Raw genomic sequence first — 26,718 nt, 5'->3', positions numbered from 1 at the left:
ATGTAGACTAGACAGGTTAAATCAAAGACTTTTCAAGTTTTAATTTCCATTTTTCCCAATTCGGCATCATCCTAACTTGTAACTCGTAAAATTCCTTACTATGATTTGGATGTACTAGATGACATAATTCATGAATAATAACATATTTCACACACATTAAAGGTGTTTTAATCAGTTCTGGGTTCAGAACAATTCTTCCTTTAGGAGTGCAACTTCCCCAACGTTTGTTCATTCTTTTAATAGTTATTGGAGGATTCTCTATTATATCATACCTGGTAAATTCTTTAATGGATTCTTTTACGCAATTTTCAAATATTCTTTTTGCATGGTTATAATACCATACATTCAAAAGGACTTTAATCATTGAGGTGTTTTTTAACTCTTTGATATGTACTATTAACTCCCCTCCTTTAAGCTTAACCATGTTTTCTTCAGAGAGTCTGATTCTCAGGAGGTATTTTCTCCCAAGGTAAAAGTGGGTCTCTCCAGATACATACTCTCGCTCGGGAGTCCTTGGTAAAAATTGCTCAAAGAATTGCTGTTGCTTGATTATCCATTTTGCCCGCTTTAATACTTTTTCCTCAATAGCTGTGATTTCTACCGCATGTGGTGCAATTACGTTTATAGATAAATCTGGGTTAACTTCTATGGATAATAATTTACGATCAGAACGTTCAATTGAAAATGACAATAAGGTGTTTCCGTATGCTACTTCTGATCGCATTAGTAGTTATTTTTAGCCACTTTCAAACACTTGGAAAGTATTTCATCTATTTCATCGAAGGTGATTTCAATTCCTAGAGCTTTTCTATGATCAATTAGATAATCTTCAATCTCATTTTCCATCCTATTTTGAATATCTATATTACGTTTCCAGTCTCTAATAGTCAATTTCTCAACAATCTCACTGATCTGAATCCCTGCCTGCGCCAATAGATTATTAATATTTTTTAATTCCTCTTTTTCATGTGAAATACCCAACACTTCAGTTAGTGCACCATAAAAAGCCCTAGCTTCTGTTTTGTCCGAAAGTATTTTAGGTAACCCTTCTTGATGCCCAGTCTGGAGATCATTTCTATTTCTTAGGATTCTTTCCAAATACTCCTTTTCATCAATTCTTCCTTCTCGAAACGCCTTTATTGTGTCTTCAATTAACTCAGAAAATTTTTTGTAAAAAGCTTCATCCTTCTCCATATTTTCTGTAATGACTTTCTTCATCTGATGCGCAATCATATCAGCTTTTGATGCCGGGGTTTTCCCATAGACAGCCAAAGCTTCATTTACCATAGCTTGATCAAAAATATTAACTTCCTCAGTCATTTTTTCCACATAGTCAGCCCCGACATAAGTATCAAGGAGTTTTCTTACTCTTGGTTCATACTCCTTGTAACTAACTACTTCAGCATATCTGTTTTGAACTGATGTTTTCATCTTTTGAAAGAACTTCAACTCATTTTTGAACTCTTGAATTTCATTGTCATTATACTCCTTATAAAATTCATCAGACGATAATGCAACCTGAAGGACTCTTGCAAATACAGAGAGTTTTTGATAAAAGCTATCTCTAATATCTTTGGGACCTAAATACCTTTCCATCGCCTCCAAGTCCTTTTTAGAGATTCCTTTAAATATCTCCCATAAATCAGCAAGCCGCGACGGAACTTTTCGGATTTCTGTAAGAATATCTACTACAGTTCCTTTTAGGTCTTCCTCTTCATACCCCTCAAATGCACTGTATTGGGTTAATGCTTCATCAAGCTTGCCTAGAATTCCTACATAGTCGATGATGTATCCAAATTCCTTTCCTTCAAAAAGTCTATTTACTCGTGCAATCGCTTGCAATAAATTATGTTCTACAAGTGGTTTTGCTAAGTACAATACTGTATTTCGTGGAGCATCGAATCCAGTCAATAATTTACTAATGACAATTATTAGTTCGACCTGATTGGATTCATCCTTAAATCGATCAACAGAATCTGTTTCATATTCTTCTTGTCCCCGAAACTTATCCATCAAACTATTCCAATACTTCTTAGCTTCACTACTTGCTTCTTTCCAAACATCCTCATAATCTGATCGACTATCGGGTGGAGTAAAGACTACTCTTGAATTGATCCGTAATGCTGGGTTAGTTTGATTTTCAAAGTATTGTTGATATCTAATTGCAGTATCAATTTTTGGTACGGCTAATTGAGCTTTAAACCCTGTTCCTTGCCAATTTTCGCAGAAATGTTTCGAAATATCAAAGGCAATCTCTTCAACTACTTGCTCTGAATCATAGATCTTGGAAATGGTAGCAAATTTCTTTTTTAAGTCTTTTTGCGCCTCTTCCGATAAGGGTGCTGCAAGTCTTTCGAATCCCTTATCAAGTTGCTGCCGATTTACACTAAGCTTTGCTGATCGACCTTCATAAAGTAAAGGTAAAACAGCTTCGTCTGCAACGGCTTGATCTATGGTGTACTTATGAATAAATCCACCAAACTTTCTAGCTGTGCTCTTTTCAGATTTAAGCAAAGGCGTACCTGTAAAACCTATATAGGAGGCATTTGGCAGCATTGATTTCATTTTCGCATGGGCAGAACCATACTGTCCTCTATGACTTTCATCAACCAAAACGAAAAGGTTTTTAGAATAATCCTTAAAATCCTTTCTCTTTAGTGCAGTCTGGAACTTGTCTAGTATTGATGTGATATTTTCGTTGCCTTTGTCTTTGAGCAATTCAATCAAGTCATTTCCAGATTTAGCTTTTTTGACATTCTTACCACAATTCAAAAATGTTTTGTATATCTGCTTATCCAGACTAATACGATCTGTAACTAATATTATTCTGGGATCCTTGATAGATTCTTCCAAGGCAATGGACTTAGAGAGCATTACCATGGTCAATGATTTTCCACTTCCTTGTGTATGCCAAATTACCCCACCTTTTCGAACACCAGATTCATCAGTTTGCTTAATGCGATTAAGTGATTCTTTCACTGCAAAATATTGCTGGTATCGAGCAATTTTTTTTTGTGGTCCGTCAAATACAATGAATTTGTAAACCAACTCCATCACTCTGGCAGGATCACATAAAGAAACAATAGATTGGTCTTGCTGAGTCGCTAATCGGCTTTCTGGTTCTGTGTCATAAGCCTTTGATTTTAATGTTTTCTCTGTCTGTTTTTGATTGTCTTCCTTCCAGACTGACCAGAATTTTAACGGAGTTCCTGTCACGCCATATTTTACCAAATTAGGTTGAACTGCCAGCAGTAGTTGGGCATAGTGAAAAATACGCGGAGCTCCTTGATCCTTCCGTTGATTTCTGATATGCTGTGAGATTCCTTCTTCTATGGATTCATTCTTATCTCTACGCTTGTTTTCCAACAGCACAAACGGAATTCCATTCACAAACAAAACGATATCTGGTCGACGTGTACTTTTTACACCTTCCACCACGTATTCGTCAGTTACATGATATACGTTATTGTTTACATTTTCCCAATCAATGTACTTTAGTGTAAATGCCTTTTGATCCCCTTGAATGTTCTCTGTAAAACTTTTGCCAAGGGTAAGCAAATCATAGATTTGTTCATTCGTGCGGACAAGTCCTTCGTCTGGGACATTTTTTAATGCGTTTATGGCAGATTGCAAACTGCTTTGTGAAAAATCATAGACCTTCCCTTTATAGTCAAATTCATTGATTTTAAGCAATTGTTTTTCCAGAATTTGCTCTAGAACTACATTGGATAAGATACCACCTCTCTCCTGCTCACATTGCTTTGGTGTGAGGTATTGCCAGCCTAGTTTCCTTAAGAGGATTAATGCAGGGTTTTGTGAATCAGTCCATTCTGTATAGTTAGTCATCTTTATAATTCTCTTGTTTCTACTACTCTGGCATGCCTATTTTTCCACTCAAATTCTGTTTCGTATTTATAATTCTCTGTATCATGATACTTTATTACAAATCGGAAACTCATTTCTTCAGGATCTAAACCTCCATACATTCCAGTAATTTTGATATTCCCCTTCTCTTTTTCTATCGGAACATATTTACCGTTCCAGTGACTAATTTCTACAGTGTCTCCATCTAAAAAATCTATAGAATCAAGAAATGCTAATTGCCCCATATTATCAACATCCACATGAAATTCTCTTTCAGATGGACGGATTCCTGAACCATTTGTCCAAATCAATGGCCTCACAGACATCCTAATTCTTTTCTCAAAAAGATGATTTTGTTTAATCAATTGCTCTGTTTGATTTTTTAACTCATTCAGTTGAATCTGTTTCTCAGTATCCTTTTTAAACAATTGGTAAAATGCTACGAAGGCACCGATCAATCCTGCAATTCCTCCAATTATAATTGCCCACAATGAAAAAATCTCTAATCCTCCCTTTTCTGGGAGATAAGTATTTACTTCTAATCTCTTGGAAGGAATTTCTATTGTTGTCTTGTTAAAGAAATCAATATATAATGTATCATTTTGATTATAGACTGTATCAATTACCAAACCTTCTTTGGTGTTTTGCAAAACAACTATTTGGTTTTGCTTTATCATGGTTTAAATCTTTTGGGAGTAAAGGTTCCTTTTGATGAAAGTTTTAGATTATCAGAAATCAAATTAAATACCTCTGCTCTGGAGCTGCCAATTTGTTGATATATTATGATATCTCCAGTTTTAGTAGTGAAAACTGGTATCTTTAGCTTAAACAGAATATCTCTAATTTCTTGCTTAGGATGTTCGTATTGGTTGTCATAATTTGAATTACAAACTGCCAATATGGGATTTGTCCTTTTAAGAAATTCTTCATTTGTAAATCCATTATTAGCCCCGTGATGTGCCAAAATCATCACATCCAATTCTGAAGTAAATATCGAGCTTCGTCCAAGACGATCTGAAATTTCCCTTGATTCACAATCTCCAAATGATGACACATTGAAGCCACCAGATCTGAACAATTTTATTAAGCTCATATCATTCTTACAATCGCCTTCAAATTCTGATGGGCAAACAACATGGTTCGTTCCTTTTGCAGCTGCAACTGAGAGTCCCTTAAACCAAGATTGTGTACAATATCGAACGTTTTTCACATATTTGCTATGGATCTCATCATAACCCTCAAGAACTCTTTTGTTTCTTTTTCCTTCTTCACTTTCAGGTTCATAGCTAGGAACTTCAATTAAATCAGGCCTAAATTTGTTTAGAATTTGAGTTAATTCTAGAAACCTCATATGATCTGTATCCCAACTTGTTATATGAAGTACATTGATTTGATCCACTCCACAAATAGCTAGTTCTTCCTCTAGAACTTCAATTCCTCCTTTTGGCAACCTTGCCTCAACTAAGGTAAACTGGCCTTCTTTATAATATGAAAACAGCGATCCTGCTGAATCCAATTGATATGCTCTAAATCTTGTTATATATGTCATTTAATTTTCTCCTTTATTATTTTTGATCTTTTGCTTGGTATCAGAAGGCTTCACGTTGGACTTAGCAAATAATACTTGAATTACTTCTTGGATCTTATGAATCAACTCATGACTTCCAAATCCAGCAAGAAACCCTAGTGCAATTAGTGTGTAATACGACTTGAAGCTTTCTTCAGAAATGGTTTCCAAAGTGATGAGACTGCTATTTACAAGCGTCAATAAAATCAGTGCTAACACACCTCCTTGAATCGGCCTATAAAGAAACCAGAAGAACCAAACCCGAGCATTAAATGTCTTATTGGGCTTAATTTTGCCATCCTCTAAATCGATAGGTGTATATGCTTCGCCAAGTCTTTGATAAACTGCTCGCAGGCAATAGAATGCACCTCCAAGAACACCCGAAAGAAATAATCCATAGGTTATGTTTTCATTTATCGAGAAGTTTGTCAAATCAGAGAGACTACTTTTAGCATCCACAAATGCATTAGTAAATAGCCAAAAGAGTGTAAACAGTAATAAACTGAGATTGTAGATAACAATGACTACAATAATGGCTATGTCTATTCCTTCATGTTCATCTTTTACTTTCATGTCTCATTAATTTTAACTCTCACTTCACCAGTCAATAACTTCTGCATCAATCCCTTTTTCTGTTCTTTAAGCCTGTCCAGCTGATTTTGAAGGAAGGATATTTCCTGAATAGCAGATGAAAAAACATAGGCAATTCTTTGTTGCTCCTGGATAAGAGGTAAAATCAATTCAAATTTTTGCAAATTAGCTTTTGATATGCCAAACACTTTACTACCTGTGGCTATGACTTTTAATGCCTTTGATACTTTGGGATTCTTAAAAATATAGGCTCTAAAACCAATGCTGGTCAGGGAGGATTTATCTCTTAATGCAAATGTGTGAAGCCCCGCTAATACTTTCTTTTCATTTATGTTTTTTAGCTCGATTGCCTCTCCAACACCTTTATAATCTTCGGAGGCATCAGCAATAATCACATCACCATCATTTAAAAAAGTCGCTGAATTAGAAATTTCTATCTCATCAGAGATAATTGGCACTGATTCCTCGATATTGAAATCTAAAATTGCTTCCTTATAAGTTGCATGAATATCACCATAATGGATATTGTAAATGCTATTTTCCGAAACATCATAATGCATTTGACTTCTGGAAAAAGAATTGGTTGAAAGAAAATCGAAGACATCAGATACTTTTTTCACTTGCCAATCTTCAGGAATCCAACCCAATTTTGTTTCCTTCATTTTGTCTGATTTAACAAACTCCTTAAACCGCTTCTTACCAGTCAAGAGCTGCTGCATTAAGCCTTTTTTGCGTTCCTGCTTTTTGGTGATAAGCTGTTCGGTTTTGGCGATGGCCTTGTCCCACGTGCTGAGGATTTGTGCGATTTTTTGTTGTTCGGGAAGTGGAGCTCGAAAAATCGAAATGCTTTGAAAAGTTGATTTGTTCAATATTGGAACAGCTTGATTTCCAGCAATTCTCTTAAACCTTAAGTTATTTAAGGTTAACTGATAATACAGATATTCACCTGAATTATCATTGTTTGGAACTACTGCATTGATTTGCTGATTCGTAACCAAATCAGCTCCAGCAATTGCAGTTTTTCCTATTGTAGATCCAATTGAAACAAATAATGGCGATCCTTTATTGATTTTTCTCCCTGTATTATAACCAGACTTGGAAAGCCGTTTTTCCGTCCGTTCAACGTATTTAACCCCGTTCATATCTGCAGGAGATACGAATAAAAACTCCCCAGTATAATATTCTTTATTTACAGTTTTGGGGGTACTTCCTGTAACTACCTTTCCAAATAATTTCACTGGAACTAATTCCCATTCCTCCGGGATCCAACCGAGTTTAGTGTATTTATAGCCTGGCATTTCTTCTACCTTCTGATTCATCTGTGTCGCTGCTTCGCTCATCCTTTAATTTGTTTTATGAATTCATCCACCTCTTTTAAGGAGAAGGCGCCAAAAGTTTTTCCATTAATTTCCACTGGCGTATCATAGGTAGCGATTAGGATTCCATTTTTACCCCCCCCCTCTTCTATAGGTAGGATGTCATTGTCGCGATACCACTGGCATTTATCTGCCCAGCGCTCGCGGTACTCCTTGTCGTGCATCATACCGCAATGCTCCCAATAATAGACCTTGTCGGAGTACTCATCCATGATGGTGAAATCTGGTAGCTTTTGTACTTCCCTGATCACCAAGTCTTTTTCATATAGTGCTTCTATACCATGGTTGATGAACTGCTGATAAATGAGCAATTCAGATTTTGATCTGAGTAATTTGCCATCGCTGGCCTGGTGGATCAGATTTTTCTCCAGGTACTTTCCATCTTTTTCCACCATATCAGGCGCTTCGAACAGGTTGGTAATCCTACTCAGCGTGTCCGAATGAATGGGTGAAGACAGTTCTTTGATCTTAAAGGCATCTCCCTGATAGAGCACAATTACTTTGTCCTTTTGCCGTGTGAGTGCCGTATAGAGCATCTCTCGCGTTAACAGAAAACAAGGGTCCGGGATAATCAGGAATACTTTGCCAAACTCACTTCCTTGTGACTTGTGTACCGTAATGGCATATGCTAATTCCAGTGAACTGTTTCCCTCTTCTTTAAAGTCTCTGGACTTAAAAGTGTACGTGAATCCCTTTTGAGAAGAAAACTCCACATGAGTAAATTTGGGCTGTCCTTTTACTTTTGGACTTTTGAATTGACCCACGACTAAGCCAATCTCCCCATTGGCTATATATGACATTCCGTTATCTGGATAAACATCCGTTCGTCTATGATTTGATAGGTTAATTACCTTATCACCATAAACTACTTCCTCCGTACCCAGTGCCTTGGGTAGTTTTGGGGTATCATAGTCATTTTTTTTAAGTCTGCCACTTACATAGTCTACCTGAACTTGGCGAAACTGCTTATGTAATTTTCTATTTATTGCTTTTACTCCAAATGGCTTTTCTCTAACAGGAGACAAGACTTGCCAGTCTTCTACCCTATTAATCGATGGCTCCAACTTACGATATAAAGCATCTTTAGTAGAGTTAAAATAAGAACCATCAGATGATCCCAAAGAGATATTGAATGATTTCTTAGGGTCTCCTGTACTCTTCAAATTCAGTTCTTTAGAAAGTACTTGTTCTAATTGTTTGTCAAAATCCTCTTCATTCTTCCAACTGACCAGCTTCAAATATTGACTCTCTTTACCCGATAGAATATCATTTATAATTTGGTCTTCACCAGCGCCCAAGGCGTTGCCACTAAACCATTCTGCGAGTTGAAGGTCTTCACGTTTGGTACCCCCTTGCCGTCTCCTTACCGTCAGCTCAGCATACCCAGCTCCAACTTTTGGAAATATCTTTTCCAAATCTTCAGGAAGTAAGTATTGAATAATGTCCCTAAATGGTCTTCCTGGGCCAATTGGGGGTAATTGTCTATGATCACCTACCAGAATAAATCGTTTCACTCCCTTAAAACAATTCATCAGAGTAGCCATCATTTCTTCCGTCACCATAGATGACTCATCTAAAATCACTGTCTGATACGTCCCTTCACAGTATTCATCCGAGAGTTTGTATTGCTGAAGCTTGCCATTGAAACGATGATACTTCAGTAGAAACTGAGCTACAGTGGTCACTTTAATACCTGTTCCCTGCGAAAGCTCTTCCATCCGAACACGGGCTTTACCTGTAGGTGCTAAAAACAAAACGCCATTTCCTTTGATCTCCGATTGTTTCGCCAGAATGCTTAACAGTGTTGTTTTACCAGTACCTGCAGGACCTATTAAGACTGAGAATCTCGATTCAGCAATTTCCTTCAAGGCTGCCGCTTTTTCTTCTCTAGCTTTTAGCTCTTCTTCATCAGGTTCCCCCTTCGTATGTTCGCTTAGTTCCTCATCCAATAAAGACCTCCAATCAGCAGGAAAAGCAAGACGATCTCCTTTCAGGCTATTCTTTACTTTGGCATTGATGATTTCCTGAGTCTTTTTTAGTCGATCCAGTTGGTAAGCCACCTCCCCGTTTTTCATTTCGGTGATATGGATATGACTTGCAAATACATCTTCTGCCACCTCCATATGATCGCTATTGGGTTTAGCTAGTGGATGAAAGTTGATCTCATGGATTTTATTAATAATGTCCTTCCTTGGCAATAGTGTATGTCCCGCAAGTGCTCCATTTTCCAACAGTATAATGGTCATAGCTTTTAACCTGCGTTCGTCCAGCGCATCTTTGATATGAATGTCGGGAAGTACCGCTGTTCCTTTTGTTGGAGTATAAAGCCCAAGGTCGATGGTAGAGAGGTCCACAGGAAATTCAGATCTTCTGGTGATTTGATAAATCAAGTATGGATTCTCGAGAAAGTCTTTATCTCCAAAATCTTCTTCTGTCAATTCTGCCCTTTTGTCAAGTGACCAAAGTATTTCAGCTTGCTGCTGGGTGATATCAAAACGGCTGAGCAGATAGAGAAAATGTAAACGAGATTTATCATCTCTTTTGTGATAGCGTTGATATGTTTTAATAGCCATTCCGGTAAGTTCTGAGGCAGTAGCATCACTTAAGACAGCGGAAGGGTTTTCTAAAGCTTCATCAAACTTTAACCATGGGTTTTCATTTTCTTTAATGCTATTAATAATTTCAGCAGCTATAAAATGTCCTTTTCTAAGGCCAAGCGCGCACAATGCTGCACCCATTCCAGGGTAATCTCCTCTCAGTTTTTCTAGTTCATGAACACGGTCATGTATCCATTGCAGAATACCATCATTATTTTTACCAATCCCAAGTTCATTCGCTTTTTCAAAGGTCTTGGAACATAATAAAAGTGTCCGTATGGCTGAATCACTGGAAACATGCTCTGAGCCATAGGAAAATTCCAATACTTTATCTGAAGGTGTAATAACCGCTAACTCTGCAGGATCAAAATCAGGGTGTTCTTTTTGAAATTCAATTGCATCATGGTAAGGAAGTAAAAAGCCATCCTTGAAATCATCACGAATCGAATGATGTATCATATGTTCCCAATATGCAGCTGAGAATTTCTTGTTTGATCCATCATACAACTCTGACTCCTTTATATCTTTAATGCGGCCTACACCTATTAGAACTCTTCCACTGTCTTCAACAAAAGGCACTTGCTTGGCATAGAAAAGGATAAGCGAAGAGGCAGGATCTAAATGTTCGAAAAAGCAATTCAACATAGCTTTTTGATTTCCTGACTCTTGAATCCAATTATCAGAGGTATCTTGTTTTCCCTTTTGCCAATCCAGTTCTGGTTCCATATCCTTATTGAAACCAAGATCGAATAGCTCATTCTTTTCTTCAGCATTTCCTTTTAACATCCATAAATAAGGTACAGCTGCTGCTGAGAATGAAGGAAATCGAACGCTAGTTGGTTTTAGATGTCCGTGAGTGCTTGGAGAAGATTTTATATAGGGATGCTTTAAAGTTTTGTAAAAAGCGAAAGGCGCCATGAAAGTAGCCCGCTCCCCTACGCAAACCGGATAATTCTTCTCGTCTAGATGTTCGAGGCTTTCACCAGCATGCTTCTTTTCATTTTCATCATCTCGATTTAAAGCACAGTTCCTTAATATCAAACATGCACCATTAGATCCTGGGGAATTACATACGGTTCCATTCCATCTGTTGTCATGCCAAGGAACACGAACAGAAAGATGTTTAAGGGAGTAGCGTGGGTTCTTTTTCATATTAAAACCCTAGTTCTTTTAAGTACCCATCCATCTCCTTACGCACATCTACCAGTTCACTTTCCAATTGATTGATTTCAGCTTGCACAGCTTGAATATCTACAGGTTCTTCCTCTTCAAATGTGTCCACATAGCGAGGGATATTAAGATTGAATTCATTTTCCTTAATTTCAGCTAAATCAGCTCGATAGGCGTACTTATCGACTGTTTCAAATGCTTTGTAGGTCGAAACAATATTTTGCACATCTTCTGGTCTCAACTTATTCTGTTTCTTTCCTTCTTGGTATTCCTTGCTGGCATCAATGAACAAAACGTCTTTGTGCTCTTTAGCTTTATTAAAAATCAGAATTGCAGCCGGTATACCCGTACCAAAGAAAAGGTTGGTAGGTAAGCCAATGACCGCTTCCAATAAGTTCTCTTCAATTAAGGCCTGTCTAATTTTGCCTTCGGCACTTCCCCTGAACAGCACTCCATGAGGTACAATCACACCTATTTTACCTGTAGGCAAAGCAGTATCGATCATGTGTAAAATGAAGGCATAGTCTCCTTTACTCTTAGGAGGAAGGCCTCGAAGAAACCTTCTGTATCTATCGGCTTCAGCTTCCTCGTAGCCCCATTTGTCTAAAGAAAAAGGAGGATTTGCTACCACTACGTCAAATTTCATTAAACTATCTCCTTCTAATAGTAGTGGATTATTTATCGTGTCCCCCCATTGGATATCAGCTGTATCCATGCTGTGCAAAAACATATTCAATTTTGATAGTGCCCAGGTATCGCCATTGCTTTCTTGACCAAAAAGCGAAAAGTCATTTGAAGGGTTTCCCTTACTATCCTTTACTTCTTCGGCAACTGTGATCAAAAGAGAACCAGATCCACAGGTAGGATCACATATTCTTGCTCCTGCCTTTGGTGAAACAAGCTTAGCCAATAATTCAGAAACTTCATGTGGCGTATAAAACTCACCGCCCTTTTTACCAGCACCAGAGGCAAAACGCTCTATTAGGTACATATATGCATTCCCAATAAGATCTTCTTTCCTTCCCAATATCGAGGGGCGAAAGTCCAAAATAGGATTTGCGAAATCATTGATTAGATTTTTGAGCCTTCGATTTCTATCTTTAGTCTGTCCTAGTTTTTCAGAATTAAAACTGATATTTCGGAACACACCTTCTAATTTCTCTAGGTTCTGATCTTCAATTTTTGCGAGAACTTTATCAATTTTTTCTCCAATGTCCGGATCATTGCGATGTGCATGCAGGTAATCAAAGGTGCAATCATCAGGTAATACAAATCGCTCTCGTCGCATTTTACGCTTCAAAAGCTCTGAGTCGTCACCATATTGAGACTTATACTCCTCTTGTTTATCTTTCCAAACATCACTCAAGTATTTCATGAACATGAAAACCAGTATGTAATTTTTGTATTCAGAGGAGTCAAAGGCACCTCTGAAAGTATCACAAGCTGCCCAGAGGGTGCTATTGATTTGGTCTTGTGTAACTCGGCTTTCCATTTTTATATATTTTTGATAGCTAATTCAAATTCTTTCAGAATCGGTTTGAGTACTTGGGTTAATTGAATTCCATTTATATCTCCCTTTAGCATGTCTTCAATAGCTGATTGTTGTAACTGAATTAATTCTTGCTCTTTGCTCAATAAATGAAGATTCCGTGAGTTTAATTGAGGGTCACAAAAAATTTCAGGGACTTCCCCATCAACCATGAATGCGCTGATTGAATCTTCACCCTTAATTCTTTTTTCTTCCAATTCATTTCTTTTTTCACCAAGTAGGAGAAATATTTGATCTATCAATTGATGAATCTCATTTTTGTGTTTTTCTATTATCATATTCTATTTTATTATTTTTTGCATTAATAGATTGCTTATTAGCAGTTTCCGCTTGGCTAAAAGCTCAATCGTTAATAAATACTCTCGCTTTTGTAAAAAATCCATTTTTGCAACAATTTTTTGTTCGTCGAGTGTTGGAAGTTTTATCTCAATAGCTTCTACAGTAGTTTTATTGACATTTGGGATATATGTTCCAGCTCTGTTCTCTTCTATGAAGCGTTGGGTTTCTTTTTGATTTATAAACCACGCAAGGTATTCTGGGACGATTATCTTTTTATTTGGACGCAAAACGAAGAAGGCTGAAGCAGCAACAGCTTTAATTTTATCATTGAATACAAGTGCATAGTTATTAGCACCTTTTGAGATAAAAAGTACATCTCCAGGTTCAAGTAAGTATTTTTTAGGTATAGAATCTCCAGAAATTCTTAGCATCTGACTTCCAATTTCTTGATATTCATTATGCAAATCTTTCATTTGAATTACAGAGACATCTCCGTTTTCATCATGTTCGACCTTACTTCTAAATGAATACCCAGAAAATATACTTTTTAGAACCTTTTTCATTGAATTAATAATTGCATAATAGCTTTGCTGTAACTATTTCTCAAAATTAGAAACACTTTGAGAAAAAACAAAAATTATTTGCAATAATGGCTAGGATGTTAAAAAATATGAAAACCTACTTTCCTAACTTTCTATTTCACTATCATTAAACCAATTAGAAATCTTTAACTCGAAACAAAAAAATTATTAATTCCATAAATCAATTTTACCAGAAAAGATATTTCTAAAAAAATCTATCGAAATCCTTAGCTCTTTAACCTTACCTCCCCTCACCTCCTACCCAAATACTGGGAATCAGAAATCAATAGCTTCTTCTGGCTTTGTGTTCTGTGGAATACCAGGTAAAGCTCCCACTCCAGTTCTTGATTGGTAGAGTCTAAGGAGATAGCTAGGCTTAAGTCTTCTCTTTTAGCTATCTCTTGTAGCCAAAGATGTCTTTGGACTTCTGGTTGGTGCAGGAGAACAGCCACCTGATCTCTTGGGTTGGCATTGGCTTCCCAGGAATTATCTGACCAAGAGATCCTAATTTCATCCCCTTCCCTATTAGCAGATGCATCACCAGCTCCAACCAGACTTCCTTTGCTGATTTGCAAGTAAGCCGGATTGATTCTCGGATTTGCCTGATGATTATAGCCTTTCGTTGCCAAATCCGTATGCGCCCAGTTCACCCCGGTCTTTTGATCCAGAAAGTTCTGATAGCCAAAGTCAAGCACTCGCTTTAAGGGTCGCAGATAGGCATTGATTTCTTTTAGCCTGGTCCGATAAATCTTTTGAAGGGCTGAAGGATGGGTTTTGTTTTTATGAGGGCCGCTAGGAAGGCTCCTCATGATGGTTTTTCCATTGAGTTGGTAGAATGTAAACCTTCCTACTTTCCCTTGAGGCTGAATAATACTGGAATCTGAGATAGTAGCCATATCTAAAAAGTCTATTTGAACTATAGTTAAAGTAGTGAATTTTTTTAATATTCAAATACTTAAGCAACTAAATATCAGGGTATTTATAGGGTCTTTACTGGGTTTATGTAGGTCAGATTTGTATAAATCCTATAGAATCCCTGTATTAACCCTGAATAAACCCTCCATTTAATCAAGATCTCTATGCATTCATTGCTATTCAGCATGCGCCTTATTAGGGGGAGCTTTTTGTTGATATTGCTTGAGATTCTTGCTGACATGGGTCGTAAGAAGCTGGAAGAAGTATTGCCTGTTTTCTACTTCTTGATGGGTCTTATCTTTTTGGGAAAGCTCCAGCAACCAGCACTGATACATCTCCCAGAGGTAAAAGGAAATATCCTCCTCCAGATAGGAATCAAACAACTCTTCTGCGCTATGATCAAAATTCAGATTCATCAAATAAGGGGCTAGTAATTAGATAGGATTTAAGATCATCTTTTTTCTCTTAGATTCTGATCCAATGTCATGTATTTCAATGGGATACAATATTCTATATCAAATGATTTAGCCCCTTCAGAAGATTAATTTTTTTCTGACAAAAAGCGTTTGGACTGCATGTTTCCCTTGTTCAATGGAGGGAAATGATGGGTATCAAGCAGGAGGCTTTTCCTTTCGAATTGGGTGTTGAATAGGATCGGCCTTTTATTCAATTTGATAAATATGGGGTTTGAATAGGATTGGCCTTTAGACCATTCCCTACCAATGGACATTTATAATTTGGGGTTTTAACCCAATCTATTTGATAATTGGGCTAAAGCCCGATTGGGTTTATGGGTATTATTAATAACCCCGGTTAAAACCGCGGCCTATTCAACACAAACATTTATAATGATTTTCCAATTTCAATAGAATCGGCCTTTAGGTCATGCCAAGAGGTTAAATTCCATAGGTTTTGAATAGGATTGGCCTTTAGGCCATTCCCTACAGATGCATATTTTTAATGGGGTTTTAACCCAATCATTGATTTATTGGGCTAAAGCCCGATTGGGGTGTTGCATATTTTTTAAAACCCCGGTTAAAACCGGGGCCTATTCAATGCAAACATTAATAATGGTTTTTCATTTTCAATAGAATCGGCCTTTAATTCAATTTGATAAATATGGGGATTGAATAGGATTGGCCTTTAGGCCATTCCCTACAGATGGACATTTTTTATTTGGGGTATTAACCCAATCATTGATTTATTGGGCTAAAGCCCAACCGGATATTAATTCAATTTTTTATACCCTCGTTAAAACGAGGGCCTATTCAACACCAACATTTATAATGGATTTCATATTTGAATAGGAATGGTCTTTAGGCCATTCCCTTCCCATTGACATTTTTTATTGGGGTTTTAACCCAATCATTGATTTATTGGGCAAAACCCGATTGGGGTGGTGGGGATTATTGATAACCCCGGTTAAAACCGGGGCCTATTCAACACAAACATTTAAAATGGTTTTCCAATTTCAATAGGATTGGCCTTTAATTCAATTTGATAAATATGGGGATTGAATAGGATTGGCCTTTAGGCCATTCTAACAATGAATTGATTTTTTTATGGGGGCTTTAGCCCAATTCTATTTTTATACCTATATTCTTAATTAATATTTTTCAATCATGGCATTTATTAAAATTTATATCCATCTCGTATGGAGCACCAAAAACCGCCAACCATTTTTAAATTCCAGAGAACTCAGAATTAAAGTTTGGAATCATATCCGAGAAAATGCCTTGCAAAAAGGAATATTCGTCGATTTCGTAAATGGATTTTCAGACCATTGCCATTGCTTGATTTCTCTGGGAAAGGATCAAACAATTCAGAAAACAGTTCAATTATTAAAAGGTGAATCTTCCTTTTGGATCAACAAAAACAAATTGACAGAAGAGAAATTTGAATGGCAGGATGAATATTTTGCCGTCTCTATTGCCGAATTGATGTTAGATAATGTTAGGGAATACATCAAAAATCAAGAGGACCATCATCGAAAAAAATCCTATGCCCAAGAATATGAAGAATTTATTTCCAAATATGGATTTGAGAAATTGGGTGAATAATTGAATTATTTGATTGTTTTGAATTGGATTGGCCTTTAGGCCATTCTCTACCAATGGACATTTTTTATTTGGGGTTTTAACCCAATAATTGATCTATTGGGCTAAAGCCCGATTGGGGTGGTTGGTATTATTTAAAACCCCGGTTGAAACCGGGGCCTATTCAATACAAACAATTTTTAAGATTTACGATTTGAATAGGATTGGCCTTTAATTCAATTTGATAAATATGGGGATTGAATAGGATTGGCCTTTAGGCCATTCCCTACCCATTGACATTTTTTATTGGGGTTTTAACCCAATAATTGATCTATTGGGCTAAAGCCCGATTGGGGTGTTGGGGATTATTGATGACCCCGGTTGAAACCGTGGCCTATTCAACACCAACAATTATTATGATTTACGATTTTGAATAGGATTGGCCTTTAATTCAATTTGATAAATATGGGGATTGAATAGGATTGGCCTTTAGGCCATTCCCTACCGATGGGCATTTTTTATTGGGGGTTTTAACCCAATCATTGATCTTTTAGGCTAAAGACCGATTTGGGTGTTGGGCATTATTGATAACCCCGGTTAAAACCGCGGTCTATTCAATACAAACATTTATAATGGTTTTCCAATTTCAATAGGATTGGCCTTTAGGTCATGCCAAGAGGTTAAATTCCATAGGTTTTGAATAGGATTGGCCTTTAGGCCATTCCGTACCCATTGACATTTTTTATGGGGGTTTTAACCCAATAATTGATCTATTGGGCTAAAGCCCGATTGGGGTGTTGGGGATTATTTGAAACCCCGGTTGAAACCGCGGTCTATTCAACACCAACATTTATAATGGTTTTCCAATTTCAATAGGATTGGCCTTTAGGCCGATCTTTAATGGAATATTAATTAATACAGGGGATTTAATTAATGAAATAACTTTCTGAAAATCACCTGTATCGATTCGATTAGTTAACACGTCAATTATTTGATTATCATAGCCGTTTACCCAAAAAACCTTAATTAATTTCAAACATGAAATTGAAAGTTGCCACCCTCAGCATTTTTCTGATAGTAACCCTGGCCATTTTCTCTAGTTGCAGTGAAAATTCCGAATCCCCAAACATAAGCGTAGAACGATACGTCTCGCAATTAAAGGCTGAAAAATACGACAAAACAGAACTTCCCAATTTTAATGCAAATGATATTGAGAAGCTTCTAACTTATCGAAACGAGACTCAGAAAATTTCCAATTTCCCACGAAACCCAATTTCATCATCGATCACAGTGGAATCCACTGTGGGAATGTATATCCTCTGGACTATCGAGTCTATTCGGGCCAGATCTTTTGGAAGCGAATTCCTTATCGGAACATTTCCTTCACAAAATCCAGTGGTAAAGAATAAGGAAACACTAGAGTTTGTAAACCAAACAAATCTGATACAAAGGGAAATAGCGGATTCCTATTACGATTGGTGGGAAACAAATAAATCCAAAGACTTCTCAGAATTCAATCAAATTGATCCCTTGGAAGAAACTGACTATCGTTGGCATTGAAATGCTAATGATATCTCAGTACTGGTAATCTATTATTTTTCAGCCCTGTAAAAAACATCCATCAAAGCAGTTCGAATATTTAAGCCATACAGCTTTTGGTGAGATCTGGATGGATAAACTCGATTAGACAGGAAAATATAGGTTATCTTTTTGACCGGATCGGCCCAAACAAAGGTTCCAGTGAACCCAGAATGTCCAAAGCTTTCCGGACTAGCCAATGGTGAAGGATAAGCTTCAGATAGCGGAAGTTCCGAATTATTCAAAAGCGGCTTATCAAATCCCAAACCTCGACGGTTTTCATTTTCTGGATATTGCACCTTGATAAACTCCTTTACTGTAGCTGCAGAAATGAGCTGTTGACCATCCACATTCCCATAGTTTTGATACAAAAGCATCAGTTTAGCTAAATCATCAGCGGTGGCAAAAAGACCTGCATTTCCGGAAACACCACCTTTCAATGAAGCATTTTCATCATGCACCCAGCCTTTTACCAAGGATTTTCTAAAGAGTGAATCTACTTCTGTTGGGACAATTTCATTATCGAAATTTTTATCCTCAGGCAGAAATCCCATGGTTTTGCTCCCAATAGGATCATAAAAATTTTCCTTCAAATAAGTTTGATAGTCAGTTCCTGTAAGTTGCTCAATAAGAGCAGGAAAAATCAAAAACGTCAATCCTGAATACAGGTATTTCTTCTCCTCTGAAACCTTGGATCGGTTAATAATCCGATTCATTTTCTTCTCAAAGCGATTGTTGATATATATCCCATCGTAGACTTGTCCTTGAAACCGATTATCGGGTGTATCATGGACAAATCTCTTTTTGACCTTTCCATTTTTCTTTACCACTTCATTCAAAAAAACAATGTATGGGATCAAACCAGCTTGATGAGCTAAGATTTCTCTAAGTGTTAGGTCTTTTTTGTCTTTCCGCTTTCTCCAAGGTTCCCAATAGGTGCTGAAAGGTTTATCCAGATCCAGCTTCCCTTCATCCACCAATTTCATAAGGGCTGGTAAAGGACCGGAAATTTTGGTTACAGAAGCCAAATCATACAAATCATTCAAGGCAACAGGTTGAACCTTGTCATAAGTATGATAACCATAGGCTTTATGAAAAATGACAGTATCATTCTTCGCTATCAACAACTGAGCACCTGGAAATGCCAAACTATCAATTCCCATTTGCATGATTGAATCCACTTTTTGGTTGATGTAACTTTCATCAAACCCCATTTTCGTGGGTGTAGCATGGACAAGCTCACGCTGAGCATATCCCAATTGAACTACCAAAGCAAACAAGAAAAGCGAAGAGAAGATTTTTTTCATTCTGGCCGAAATTTGACTAAAAGTTAGACACAAATATGTCGCTAATTAACAGGCTAAAATGTCTGCACCAAATTGGGACAAGTATTTTCCTTAATCGGTAAGAAAAATGGGTTTGGGAGCAATTATTTATTTTTCCCTTACTCCTTCTTCCCTTTCAATAAGGCATAAATGGCCATGGCATGACCATGTCCTAATCCAAACTCCTCTTTCAACCAGTTAGTAATTTGAGTAGCCTTCACATCAGATTTGATTTTACCATTTTCGGTAAATCCTTTAGCTTCGGCCATCTCTTTAAAGTCAGACGGAGACTTTCCTGTTTTTGCTTGGATATTATCCAAATAAGCTTGAAAAGACATAATACTTTGGGTTAGAATATTTTTTAATTGGTATATCCGCTTTTGCACCACAACCCGAATTTACTTTGTTGGTAATAGCCAGATGACCGATGACCGATGTCCGATTTTCCAAGTCCTGATCTTAAAAGCGGATAGGAAATTTATTCAATCTCACTTTTCAAAAGAGGGAAAACCAAATTCCTTTGATGACTATTTTTCATAAGCTCTTCCATTTCCTTAACAATTTCGGGGTTTTGATCGGCCACATTTTGAGTTTCTCCCGGATCGGTTTGAAGATTGTACAACTCTATTGGAGAGTTTTCATTATTCTTCACATCCAGCTTCACTGCTTTCCAGTCACCTTTTCTAATTCCCTGCTTCCCTCCTTGCTCTACAAATTCCCAATACAAATAGTCATGTTCTTTTTGCTCTTTTTCACCCAAGAGAGTTGGTAAAAAAGAGACTCCATCAACTTGAGGTAAATTTTGATAATCTATAATCTCCGCAAAAGTTGGCAATACATCCCAAAATGCAGAAATGTGATCAGTTGTACTTCCTGCCTCGATTTTACCCGGCCATTTGACCACAAATGCTGTTCGGATTCCCCCTTCGTAAAGATCTCTTTTATAACCTCGATACCCGTTATTGGAGTCGAAAAAGTCTGGATCATTCCCTCCTTCTCGATGTGGCCCATTGTCACTGGCAAATAGAATAATTGTATTGTCTGTCAATCCCTTTTCTTCTAATTTTTCGATAATTTGACCAACGTAGGAATCAACTCTTTCAACCATAGCAGCATAGGTTGCTCTTGGATAGGGTTGGGATTGATACATACCGATCACCAAGTCATCTCCATAATCAGCGCCTTTTCCACCAACATGAGGTTTTTCATCTCCAAATCTTTCCCTGTATTTATTGATCGTTGCCGTATCTGGTGAAGCCAACTCTGCATGAGGAGCAACTAGAGGAACATACATGAAAAATGGCTCGTCCTGATGCTCATCGATAAAGGCCAAGGTCTTTTCCTGAATCACATCCTGGGCATAAGTCTCCTTATTGACCCAGCCATTTCCTTCCATAGTCACCTTATGATCATTTTCCCATAAATAATCGGGATAATAGCGATGAGCCTGACGCTGACAGTTGTAGCCAAAGAAATAATCCATTCCCTGATTATTGGGATCGCCGGTGGTACCAACAAACCCAAGTCCCCACTTTCCAAAAGTTCCCGTGGCATACCCTGCCTCTTTCATCATTTTACCAATGGTAAAAACAGAATCAGGCATCGCTTCCTGTCCTTCAGGCTGATATTCTTTGTTTCCACGGATCGGAGTATGACCTGTATGAAGACCTGTCAGTAAAGCCGATCTGGAAGGTGCACAAACGGTGCTTCCCGTATAGTGATTCATAAATTTGATCCCTGATGCAGCGAGTTTATCTAAATTGGGAGTCTCGATTTTTTCCTGCCCATATGCTCCCATATCCGCATATCCCATATCATCCGCCAAAATGTAGATGATATTGGGTTTTTTGAAGGTTTTTTCAACTGATTCACTAGCCTGTTCTTGAGAACAGTTTGTAAACAAAACGCAGACAGCTGCTGCAGCAAAAAGACTTGAAACTGTTTTTAGGGATTTTATTGTCATCATTAAACTTAAAATTTTTCTACTATTATTTCTAACCTAGGGAAGCTGTTTAAAAAGCCATTTTTTGAGAATTAACCTACCTGTTTTCAAAATCATTAGGGATCAAACCTAAACTCCCTAGAAAATCTTTACTAGCAGCAGCGGAATTATATTCTCCCTGTCTTTCATATACTTCGCGGATTGGCTCTATAAATGGACTTTTATGTTCAGAGTAAAGTAAATAATTGATAGCCATCAGTGACAAATGTTTGTCTTCACTCAAGATCGATTTCTTCAGAATTTCCTGAGATTCTTGAGCTTGATTTATCTCATATACGATCGAAGCAAGCGTTGCTGAAACATAAGGGTAATCATCATTCATTTTTTCTTCCAACTCAGCAAGATTAGCTTTCAAAGCTTCTTTGCTTTGGGATTTTAATCCAATCGCAGCCCAATACCTTAGGATTGGGTTAGAACTTTCCAATAAGTCAATTTGCTGGGCTAAAATTTCGGACGACCTAAACCCTGATAGTTTAGCTGCAGCATAAATTGCTTCAAAAGGAAAATCAGACTCACTTTCTCTAAATTCATAGGGAGAGGTTGTTTTTGAAATTCTATCCAATTCACCTTCTGGGAGCATCAATACATCTTTTCTTTCTAAAAGGTGCGCTTTTAATGCACTTCTCATTTCAACCAAAACATCCTGATATTCTGAATTGCCAACAAGATTGTTGGTTTCCCAGCTATCATTTTCAATGTCATATAATACTTCTGGCTCTCTCGACTGAAAAATGCTTTCCTGAATTGAGTTCAAAAGCCCATTTTCAAGATCAATTCTCATAATTTGCTTGATCTCTCCGATTTCCATGTACCTGATATACCTCGCTTCAGGCATGTAAGGCATAAAATTCCTGGAATAAACAAACCTACCGTCCGTCACTGTCCTAATCATATCAATTCCATTATCTGATCGGTCAGAAGAAAGAAAAAGCTTATCAGCTTTTGGAGATCTGTTTTCCCCCAACAAAACTCTCCCCTTCAAATAGTCTGGAACCTTTCCTCCAGCTAAACTGATCATCGTGGGTGCAAGATCCTCAAAGCTCATCAATTCATCCGTCCTCGTATTTATTCCCCAAGGAGACAAATGTTCGTACTTTGGAGGAAACCAAATCGTAAAAGGAACTCGGTAGCCAAAATTGATTCCGTTTGTCTTTCCCCTTGGCATCCCCTCACCATGATCCGCAAAAATGAAAATGATGGTCTCCTGCAATAGTCCATCTTCTCGAAGTCTTTCCAAAAGATCACCTATGCGATTATCCGTCAACTTCAGGCTATTATAAACTCTGGCCATTTGCTTTCTCATCTCAGGACTATCCCGATAAAAGGGAGGCATTTCAAATTCATCTTCAGCAATCCGATCTTCCTCAGGAAGCATTTCGAGGACATTTTCAACATACCATTCGTAGGGATGAGTCATGGTCCGAGATTGGTGAGATTCATTGAAATTGAATACCGAGAAAAAAGGTTGCCCTTCTTCCCTATCCCACCAACCTGCTTTTCCAGAACTCTCATTCCAAGCTTCAGCTATAAACTGCTTTTCATTGGCTACATTATAATCGGTTTTGCTATTGTTGGTGACATAATAACCTGCTTGTTTCAAATAATAAGGAAAGCCTTTGAGCCAAGCTGGAATGCTGTAATTACTTCGATGGTTTCCTGTACCCAGTTCATAAGTTTTGATCCCTGTGATGATGGCCGATCTGCTCGGAGAACAAACAGTTCCTGTTGAAAAAGCATTGGTAAATTGAACTCCTTCCCTTGTCAATTGATCCATTACAGGAGTTCTTGAGTCAGAATTTCCGTAGCTGCCAATAAATTGCGGCGATGTATCTTCTATGGTAATCCACAAAACATTGGGTTGTTGGGCACAAACAGATTCAATAGATAGGATTAAAAAGACAAGAACTACGCGAAAGGAATTCATAGGTAAATTTTGGGTAAATAATTTTGGTCCTCAAAAAGCTGAATTTAATCTATCAAACCAATTGAAAGCAATCTAGATCTGGCTCAACTCAAAATTACAAGTTATCCCTATTTGTCAAAGACTAGTCAAGGGTATTAAAAATCAATGGCAATTATCTGGGTTGAAATGATTCGTGTAATAATATAGACTTAAATTTGAATTGAATAATTAGCCTGATCCCTACCTCATGAAAACTCTTTTCAAATTAATTTTACTCTTATTAATCCTAGATTTTACTCCAGCCTTTTCTCAGGATCAAGTTTCTTATTTAGGTCAAAATCTTCAGAATGGAGATTTGATATTTGTAGGAGCTCAAAGCGAAAACCTTTCAGGAGCCATCAATCGGGTAACTCAAAAGACCGAAAATGCATCCTTTGATCATGTGGGCATTATCGAAATCAAGGGTGATAGTTTGCTTATTATTCATGCCAGCACTCAAAAAGGTTCTGTTCGTGAGCCTCTCGACAGTTTGGTTTTTAGAAAAAACTCCACTCCAAAACAGTTTGCAATTTATAGATTAAACGACCCTTATCAATCATCTATAGATCAGGCCATTAACACCTCAAAAACCTTATTGGGAAAACCTTATAATTGGTCGTATGTATTGAATGATTCTAGTCTTTATTGTTCTGATTTTGTCGAAAGAGCATTTAGACATGCCTCCATTTTTCAGTTGGAGCCTATGACTTTTAAAAATCCTGAAACAGGTAATACAGATGAATTCTGGATTGATTTCTATAAAAAGCTCAATATGGAAGTTCCTGAGGGAAAGCTGGGATGTAATCCAAATGGATTGGCATCCAATCCCAAATTAATTTTCATAGGATACCTTATTAATCAGTTCTGATTGATTATTCTATTGAAACCCTAACAGATGATATAGGTCATAAGGCTTTTTTTATCTATTCAGTGATTTAAATGGTTGTATTTATTTGATAAGATGGAATTAATAAAAACTAGGAAGGTAAAACTTTAAGTCTGCAAGTATAAAAACTTCACTCTTGTATTAGGAAGCTTTATCCATCCAAAAAGTCAACTCACCCAAATTTTTTAAGCCTCCACCTGCCTTTTTCCAACTTTTGAACAAAAACAAAAAAACTATGAAAACTACCTTTGCCATGTTCCTTACATTATTTCTGACTTTTCCTTTTTCTTTCAGTATTGAACCTGATTCAATCATAGGGAAATGGGAAAATTCTGATCAAAGCAGGGTCTTGGAATTTGTTAAATCAGGTAATAGCTATGAGGCTAGAATTCTGGAAGCAAAAGACTCAGATCTCATTGGTCAAAATCAATTGACTGACATCATTTTTTCGAAGGAAAACGAAAAATATGAGGGTGTGCTACATATCATTCAGCGAAATAGAACAATTCCCGCAATCCTTACTTTACTTGATTCAAACAATATGGAAATCGAAGTTTCCAAAGGTCCATTTTCAAAAAAGGAGAAGTGGGTAAAAATTCAATAAGGCTAACCAAATCCTAAAAATTAACCCCCGTTTGACGATTAATGGGGGTTAATTAAATGCTTATAGACCTTATATTTAACAATGAAATTTCAACTGGAAGCCAAAGTTTCCTTTAGTCTCACCTTCTTAGTGGCATTGATCCTAAATGCCCCAAAAATTCTATCTCTACAGCCAGATACGGTACTTTCTCAGTGGGTCCAATTCAATCTCCCAGAGTTCTTTCTCCAATGCTCCTTGTCTTGGTTTCTGGCAATGATTTGCTACTTTTTCTTTCAAAAGGTTACTGTCTATCAGTTTGAAAAACAGAAAAAATACCTCACTCTACTCAGTTTCCTTATATTTTTTGCCGGTATTACCTATTTGGCGATCTTGATTCATTCCAAATTATTTGAAATTGGAATGCCATTCAATTTTTTCCGAATGACTTACTTTTTAAAATCAGCCCTTATTTTCCTTTTCTTTGGATTGATGGTCTACATCTGGGAAAAGAATGAAGAGGCTCGTGAGAAAAAGGAAGAAAATCAACGCCTTCAAAACCTTTATCTCAATGCACAGCTTCAAGCTTTACGTCAACAGATCAACCCTCATTTCTTATTTAATGCCTTGAGTAGCCTCTCAGCAATTGTGAGAGAAAATCCTCCATTAGCACAGAAATACATAGGACATCTTTCAAAGGTCTTCAGATATGGATTAGTTGACTCGGAAACATTAGTGACTGTTTCCACTGAACTGGAAGAATTAAAAAGCTACTTTGAATTGATTCAAATGCGATTTGAAACAGGTGTTACCCTAGAAATTGATATTCCTGATTCAATTAGAAAGTATTCCCTTCCCCATTTATCTATCCAGCCTTTGGTTGAAAATGCCATTAAGCATAATCAATTCAGTTCCACCAATCCATTGAAAATCCGAATCTTTACAGAGGAAAACAACCTTATAGTCTGCAATAATTTTAGCCCTTTAAAGATCAAAGAACCTAGTACTCAGATAGGTTTAAGTAACTTGGAAGAACGTTTTAAAATTCTGACAGGTCAATCTATTTTAATTCAACAATCGGAAGAATCCTTCCTTGTAAAACTTCCTCTAATCTATGAAAATGCTCCTTTTGGAGGATGAAGCGGCGACTGTCCGTCTCATTCTAGGTACACTTCAAGATTCTTTCCCAGAAGTAGATGTTATTAAAACAATTTCTACAGTAGAAGAAGCTGTAAAGTGGATTCCTGCCAATCATGACCAATTCGATTTGGCCTTAATGGATATTCGATTAAGCGATGGCTTGTCTTTGGATATTTTTCAGCAGATTCAAATCACCCAACCCGTTATATTTTTAACAGCTTATGACCATTTTGCTTTGCAGGCATTCCAGACTTCTGGGATTTCCTACCTCCTCAAACCACTGGATGTTGACCAATTACGACTAGCGCTTGAAAAGTACAAATCTCTAAAGCAAAGTTCACCAAATCACTCCATGGATCAGATTGCTCATGTGGTTCAAAACCTACTAGCTCCAAAAGGTTATAGACAAGCATTTTTGATTCATGTAAAAGGTAGAATGATTCCCGTGAAAACTGAAAGTATAGCCTATTTCTGGAGCGAGCAGGAAGTCTGTCATGCTAAGACTTTCCAGGGACAAACCTATATTTTGGAAAGTACCCTTGAAAAGTTGGAGCAAGAACTTAATCCGGAACAATTCTATCGTGCCAATCGCCAATATTTTGTGAACCTACAGGCCATCCAAGAAGTCCACTATTATTTCAATGGACGACTTTCATTGAATCTTGATCCTGATACAGAGGACAGAGTTTTGGTTAGCAAAGCAAAAAGTACAGCCTTTAAGGCATGGATGAATAAGTAGG

22 protein-coding genes are annotated in these 26,718 nt (G+C 37.2%); 6 read left to right on the top strand and 16 right to left on the bottom strand.

Annotation, left to right across the window (positions count from 1 at the left end; all coding sequences use genetic code 11):
• Positions 1-16: 16 nt before the first annotated feature.
• The 12 genes from BUF13_RS02305 to BUF13_RS20500 all read right to left on the bottom strand — a co-directional run bounded on the left by BUF13_RS02305 (position 17) and on the right by BUF13_RS20500 (position 14,905).
• Positions 17-724, bottom strand: coding sequence for a M48 family metallopeptidase (locus tag BUF13_RS02305; RefSeq protein ID WP_073570128.1), 708 nt, complete (start codon positions 722-724; stop codon positions 17-19).
• Positions 724-3,846, bottom strand: coding sequence for a type I restriction endonuclease subunit R (locus BUF13_RS02300; protein WP_073570127.1), 3,123 nt, complete (start codon positions 3,844-3,846; stop codon positions 724-726). The genes BUF13_RS02305 and BUF13_RS02300 overlap by 1 nt, the downstream gene beginning before the upstream one ends.
• Positions 3,847-3,848: 2 nt before the next feature.
• Positions 3,849-4,541, bottom strand: a complete 693-nt coding sequence (locus tag BUF13_RS02295) for a hypothetical protein (RefSeq protein WP_073570126.1) — start codon at positions 4,539-4,541, stop codon at positions 3,849-3,851.
• Positions 4,538-5,413: a ComEC/Rec2 family competence protein gene (locus BUF13_RS02290; RefSeq protein ID WP_134204304.1), complete on the bottom strand. Its 876-nt coding sequence runs from the start codon at positions 5,411-5,413 to the stop codon at positions 4,538-4,540. Before BUF13_RS02290 ends, BUF13_RS02295 begins: the two co-directional genes overlap by 4 nt.
• Positions 5,414-6,004, bottom strand: a complete 591-nt coding sequence (locus BUF13_RS02285) for a hypothetical protein (RefSeq protein ID WP_073570124.1) — start codon at positions 6,002-6,004, stop codon at positions 5,414-5,416.
• A complete protein-coding gene (locus tag BUF13_RS02280) occupies positions 6,001-7,362 on the bottom strand; it encodes a restriction endonuclease subunit S (protein WP_073570123.1) in 1,362 nt (453 codons plus the stop codon). Before BUF13_RS02280 ends, BUF13_RS02285 begins: the two co-directional genes overlap by 4 nt.
• Positions 7,359-11,147: an AAA family ATPase gene (locus tag BUF13_RS02275; RefSeq protein WP_073570122.1), complete on the bottom strand. Its 3,789-nt coding sequence runs from the start codon at positions 11,145-11,147 to the stop codon at positions 7,359-7,361. The genes BUF13_RS02280 and BUF13_RS02275 overlap by 4 nt, the downstream gene beginning before the upstream one ends.
• A gap of 1 nt (position 11,148) precedes the next feature.
• Positions 11,149-12,657 (bottom strand): type I restriction-modification system subunit M, encoded by a 1,509-nt coding sequence (locus tag BUF13_RS02270; RefSeq protein ID WP_073570121.1) that lies wholly within the window; start codon positions 12,655-12,657, stop codon positions 11,149-11,151.
• Between the two features lie 2 nt (positions 12,658-12,659).
• Complete coding sequence (locus tag BUF13_RS02265) at positions 12,660-12,992, bottom strand: hypothetical protein (protein WP_073570120.1); 333 nt, start codon at positions 12,990-12,992, stop codon at positions 12,660-12,662.
• A gap of 3 nt (positions 12,993-12,995) precedes the next feature.
• Positions 12,996-13,556: a restriction endonuclease subunit S gene (locus BUF13_RS02260; RefSeq protein WP_073570119.1), complete on the bottom strand. Its 561-nt coding sequence runs from the start codon at positions 13,554-13,556 to the stop codon at positions 12,996-12,998.
• 269 nt (positions 13,557-13,825) lie between these two features.
• Positions 13,826-14,470: a DUF6266 family protein gene (locus tag BUF13_RS02255; protein ID WP_073570118.1), complete on the bottom strand. Its 645-nt coding sequence runs from the start codon at positions 14,468-14,470 to the stop codon at positions 13,826-13,828.
• Positions 14,471-14,665: 195 nt separating this feature from the next.
• Positions 14,666-14,905, bottom strand: coding sequence for a hypothetical protein (locus BUF13_RS20500; RefSeq protein ID WP_134204302.1), 240 nt, complete (start codon positions 14,903-14,905; stop codon positions 14,666-14,668).
• A gap of 1,206 nt (positions 14,906-16,111) precedes the next feature.
• Between BUF13_RS20500 and tnpA the strand changes: the two genes are divergently transcribed.
• Both tnpA and BUF13_RS02230 read left to right on the top strand, forming a co-directional pair.
• Positions 16,112-16,549, top strand: coding sequence for an IS200/IS605 family transposase (gene tnpA / locus BUF13_RS02240; RefSeq protein WP_073570115.1), 438 nt, complete (start codon positions 16,112-16,114; stop codon positions 16,547-16,549).
• 1,014 nt (positions 16,550-17,563) lie between these two features.
• Positions 17,564-18,085, top strand: coding sequence for a DUF4943 family protein (locus BUF13_RS02230; RefSeq protein ID WP_073570113.1), 522 nt, complete (start codon positions 17,564-17,566; stop codon positions 18,083-18,085).
• 32 nt (positions 18,086-18,117) lie between these two features.
• Here BUF13_RS02230 and BUF13_RS02225 read toward each other — a convergent pair whose 3' ends face one another.
• The 4 genes from BUF13_RS02225 to BUF13_RS02210 all read right to left on the bottom strand — a co-directional run bounded on the left by BUF13_RS02225 (position 18,118) and on the right by BUF13_RS02210 (position 23,354).
• Positions 18,118-19,410 carry a serine hydrolase domain-containing protein gene (locus tag BUF13_RS02225; RefSeq protein WP_073570112.1) on the bottom strand — a complete coding sequence of 431 codons (1,293 nt, stop codon included), beginning with the start codon at positions 19,408-19,410 and terminating at the stop codon, positions 18,118-18,120.
• A gap of 137 nt (positions 19,411-19,547) precedes the next feature.
• Positions 19,548-19,766 carry a DUF4287 domain-containing protein gene (locus BUF13_RS02220; protein ID WP_073570111.1) on the bottom strand — a complete coding sequence of 73 codons (219 nt, stop codon included), beginning with the start codon at positions 19,764-19,766 and terminating at the stop codon, positions 19,548-19,550.
• Between the two features lie 140 nt (positions 19,767-19,906).
• Positions 19,907-21,394 (bottom strand): arylsulfatase, encoded by a 1,488-nt coding sequence (locus tag BUF13_RS02215; RefSeq protein WP_243839681.1) that lies wholly within the window; start codon positions 21,392-21,394, stop codon positions 19,907-19,909.
• A 73-nt stretch (positions 21,395-21,467) separates the two neighbouring features.
• On the bottom strand, positions 21,468-23,354 hold the full coding sequence (locus tag BUF13_RS02210) for a sulfatase family protein (RefSeq protein WP_073570110.1): 1,887 nt from the start codon (positions 23,352-23,354) through the stop codon (positions 21,468-21,470).
• Between the two features lie 226 nt (positions 23,355-23,580).
• Here BUF13_RS02210 and BUF13_RS02205 point away from each other — a divergent pair, with 226 nt between their 5' ends.
• The 4 genes from BUF13_RS02205 to BUF13_RS02190 all read left to right on the top strand — a co-directional run bounded on the left by BUF13_RS02205 (position 23,581) and on the right by BUF13_RS02190 (position 26,717).
• Positions 23,581-24,240 carry a YiiX/YebB-like N1pC/P60 family cysteine hydrolase gene (locus tag BUF13_RS02205; RefSeq protein WP_083586344.1) on the top strand — a complete coding sequence of 220 codons (660 nt, stop codon included), beginning with the start codon at positions 23,581-23,583 and terminating at the stop codon, positions 24,238-24,240.
• A 253-nt stretch (positions 24,241-24,493) separates the two neighbouring features.
• Positions 24,494-24,862, top strand: coding sequence for a DUF2147 domain-containing protein (locus BUF13_RS02200; protein ID WP_134204300.1), 369 nt, complete (start codon positions 24,494-24,496; stop codon positions 24,860-24,862).
• Positions 24,863-24,943: 81 nt separating this feature from the next.
• A complete protein-coding gene (locus tag BUF13_RS02195; RefSeq protein WP_073570108.1) occupies positions 24,944-25,978 on the top strand; it encodes a sensor histidine kinase in 1,035 nt (344 codons plus the stop codon).
• Positions 25,953-26,717 carry a LytR/AlgR family response regulator transcription factor gene (locus BUF13_RS02190; RefSeq protein WP_073570107.1) on the top strand — a complete coding sequence of 255 codons (765 nt, stop codon included), beginning with the start codon at positions 25,953-25,955 and terminating at the stop codon, positions 26,715-26,717. The genes BUF13_RS02195 and BUF13_RS02190 overlap by 26 nt, the downstream gene beginning before the upstream one ends.
• Position 26,718: the final 1 nt, after the last annotated feature.

Origin of the sequence: Algoriphagus zhangzhouensis (assembly GCF_900148515.1) — a bacterium.
Taxonomy (GTDB): Bacteria; Bacteroidota; Bacteroidia; order Cytophagales; family Cyclobacteriaceae; genus Algoriphagus; species Algoriphagus zhangzhouensis.
Note: the sequence above shows the minus strand (reverse complement) of the source record. Positions and strands in the feature narration are given on the sequence as shown.

Bases quoted from the DNA above. Each gene is read 5' to 3' on its own strand.
- BUF13_RS02305 (WP_073570128.1), bottom strand. From the start codon at position 724: ATGCGATCAGAAGTAGCATACGGAAACACCTTATTGTCATTTTCAATT.
- BUF13_RS02300 (WP_073570127.1), bottom strand. From the start codon at position 3,846: ATGACTAACTATACAGAATGGACTGATTCACAAAACCCTGCATTAATC.
- BUF13_RS02295 (WP_073570126.1), bottom strand. From the start codon at position 4,541: ATGATAAAGCAAAACCAAATAGTTGTTTTGCAAAACACCAAAGAAGGT.
- BUF13_RS02290 (WP_134204304.1), bottom strand. From the start codon at position 5,413: ATGACATATATAACAAGATTTAGAGCATATCAATTGGATTCAGCAGGA.
- BUF13_RS02285 (WP_073570124.1), bottom strand. From the start codon at position 6,004: ATGAAAGTAAAAGATGAACATGAAGGAATAGACATAGCCATTATTGTA.
- BUF13_RS02280 (WP_073570123.1), bottom strand. From the start codon at position 7,362: ATGAGCGAAGCAGCGACACAGATGAATCAGAAGGTAGAAGAAATGCCA.
- BUF13_RS02275 (WP_073570122.1), bottom strand. From the start codon at position 11,147: ATGAAAAAGAACCCACGCTACTCCCTTAAACATCTTTCTGTTCGTGTT.
- BUF13_RS02270 (WP_073570121.1), bottom strand. From the start codon at position 12,657: ATGGAAAGCCGAGTTACACAAGACCAAATCAATAGCACCCTCTGGGCA.
- BUF13_RS02265 (WP_073570120.1), bottom strand. From the start codon at position 12,992: ATGATAATAGAAAAACACAAAAATGAGATTCATCAATTGATAGATCAA.
- BUF13_RS02260 (WP_073570119.1), bottom strand. From the start codon at position 13,556: ATGAAAAAGGTTCTAAAAAGTATATTTTCTGGGTATTCATTTAGAAGT.
- BUF13_RS02255 (WP_073570118.1), bottom strand. From the start codon at position 14,470: ATGGCTACTATCTCAGATTCCAGTATTATTCAGCCTCAAGGGAAAGTA.
- BUF13_RS20500 (WP_134204302.1), bottom strand. From the start codon at position 14,905: ATGAATCTGAATTTTGATCATAGCGCAGAAGAGTTGTTTGATTCCTAT.
- tnpA (WP_073570115.1), top strand. From the start codon at position 16,112: ATGGCATTTATTAAAATTTATATCCATCTCGTATGGAGCACCAAAAAC.
- BUF13_RS02230 (WP_073570113.1), top strand. From the start codon at position 17,564: ATGAAATTGAAAGTTGCCACCCTCAGCATTTTTCTGATAGTAACCCTG.
- BUF13_RS02225 (WP_073570112.1), bottom strand. From the start codon at position 19,410: ATGAAAAAAATCTTCTCTTCGCTTTTCTTGTTTGCTTTGGTAGTTCAA.
- BUF13_RS02220 (WP_073570111.1), bottom strand. From the start codon at position 19,766: ATGTCTTTTCAAGCTTATTTGGATAATATCCAAGCAAAAACAGGAAAG.
- BUF13_RS02215 (WP_243839681.1), bottom strand. From the start codon at position 21,394: ATGATGACAATAAAATCCCTAAAAACAGTTTCAAGTCTTTTTGCTGCA.
- BUF13_RS02210 (WP_073570110.1), bottom strand. From the start codon at position 23,354: ATGAATTCCTTTCGCGTAGTTCTTGTCTTTTTAATCCTATCTATTGAA.
- BUF13_RS02205 (WP_083586344.1), top strand. From the start codon at position 23,581: ATGAAAACTCTTTTCAAATTAATTTTACTCTTATTAATCCTAGATTTT.
- BUF13_RS02200 (WP_134204300.1), top strand. From the start codon at position 24,494: ATGAAAACTACCTTTGCCATGTTCCTTACATTATTTCTGACTTTTCCT.
- BUF13_RS02195 (WP_073570108.1), top strand. From the start codon at position 24,944: ATGAAATTTCAACTGGAAGCCAAAGTTTCCTTTAGTCTCACCTTCTTA.
- BUF13_RS02190 (WP_073570107.1), top strand. From the start codon at position 25,953: ATGAAAATGCTCCTTTTGGAGGATGAAGCGGCGACTGTCCGTCTCATT.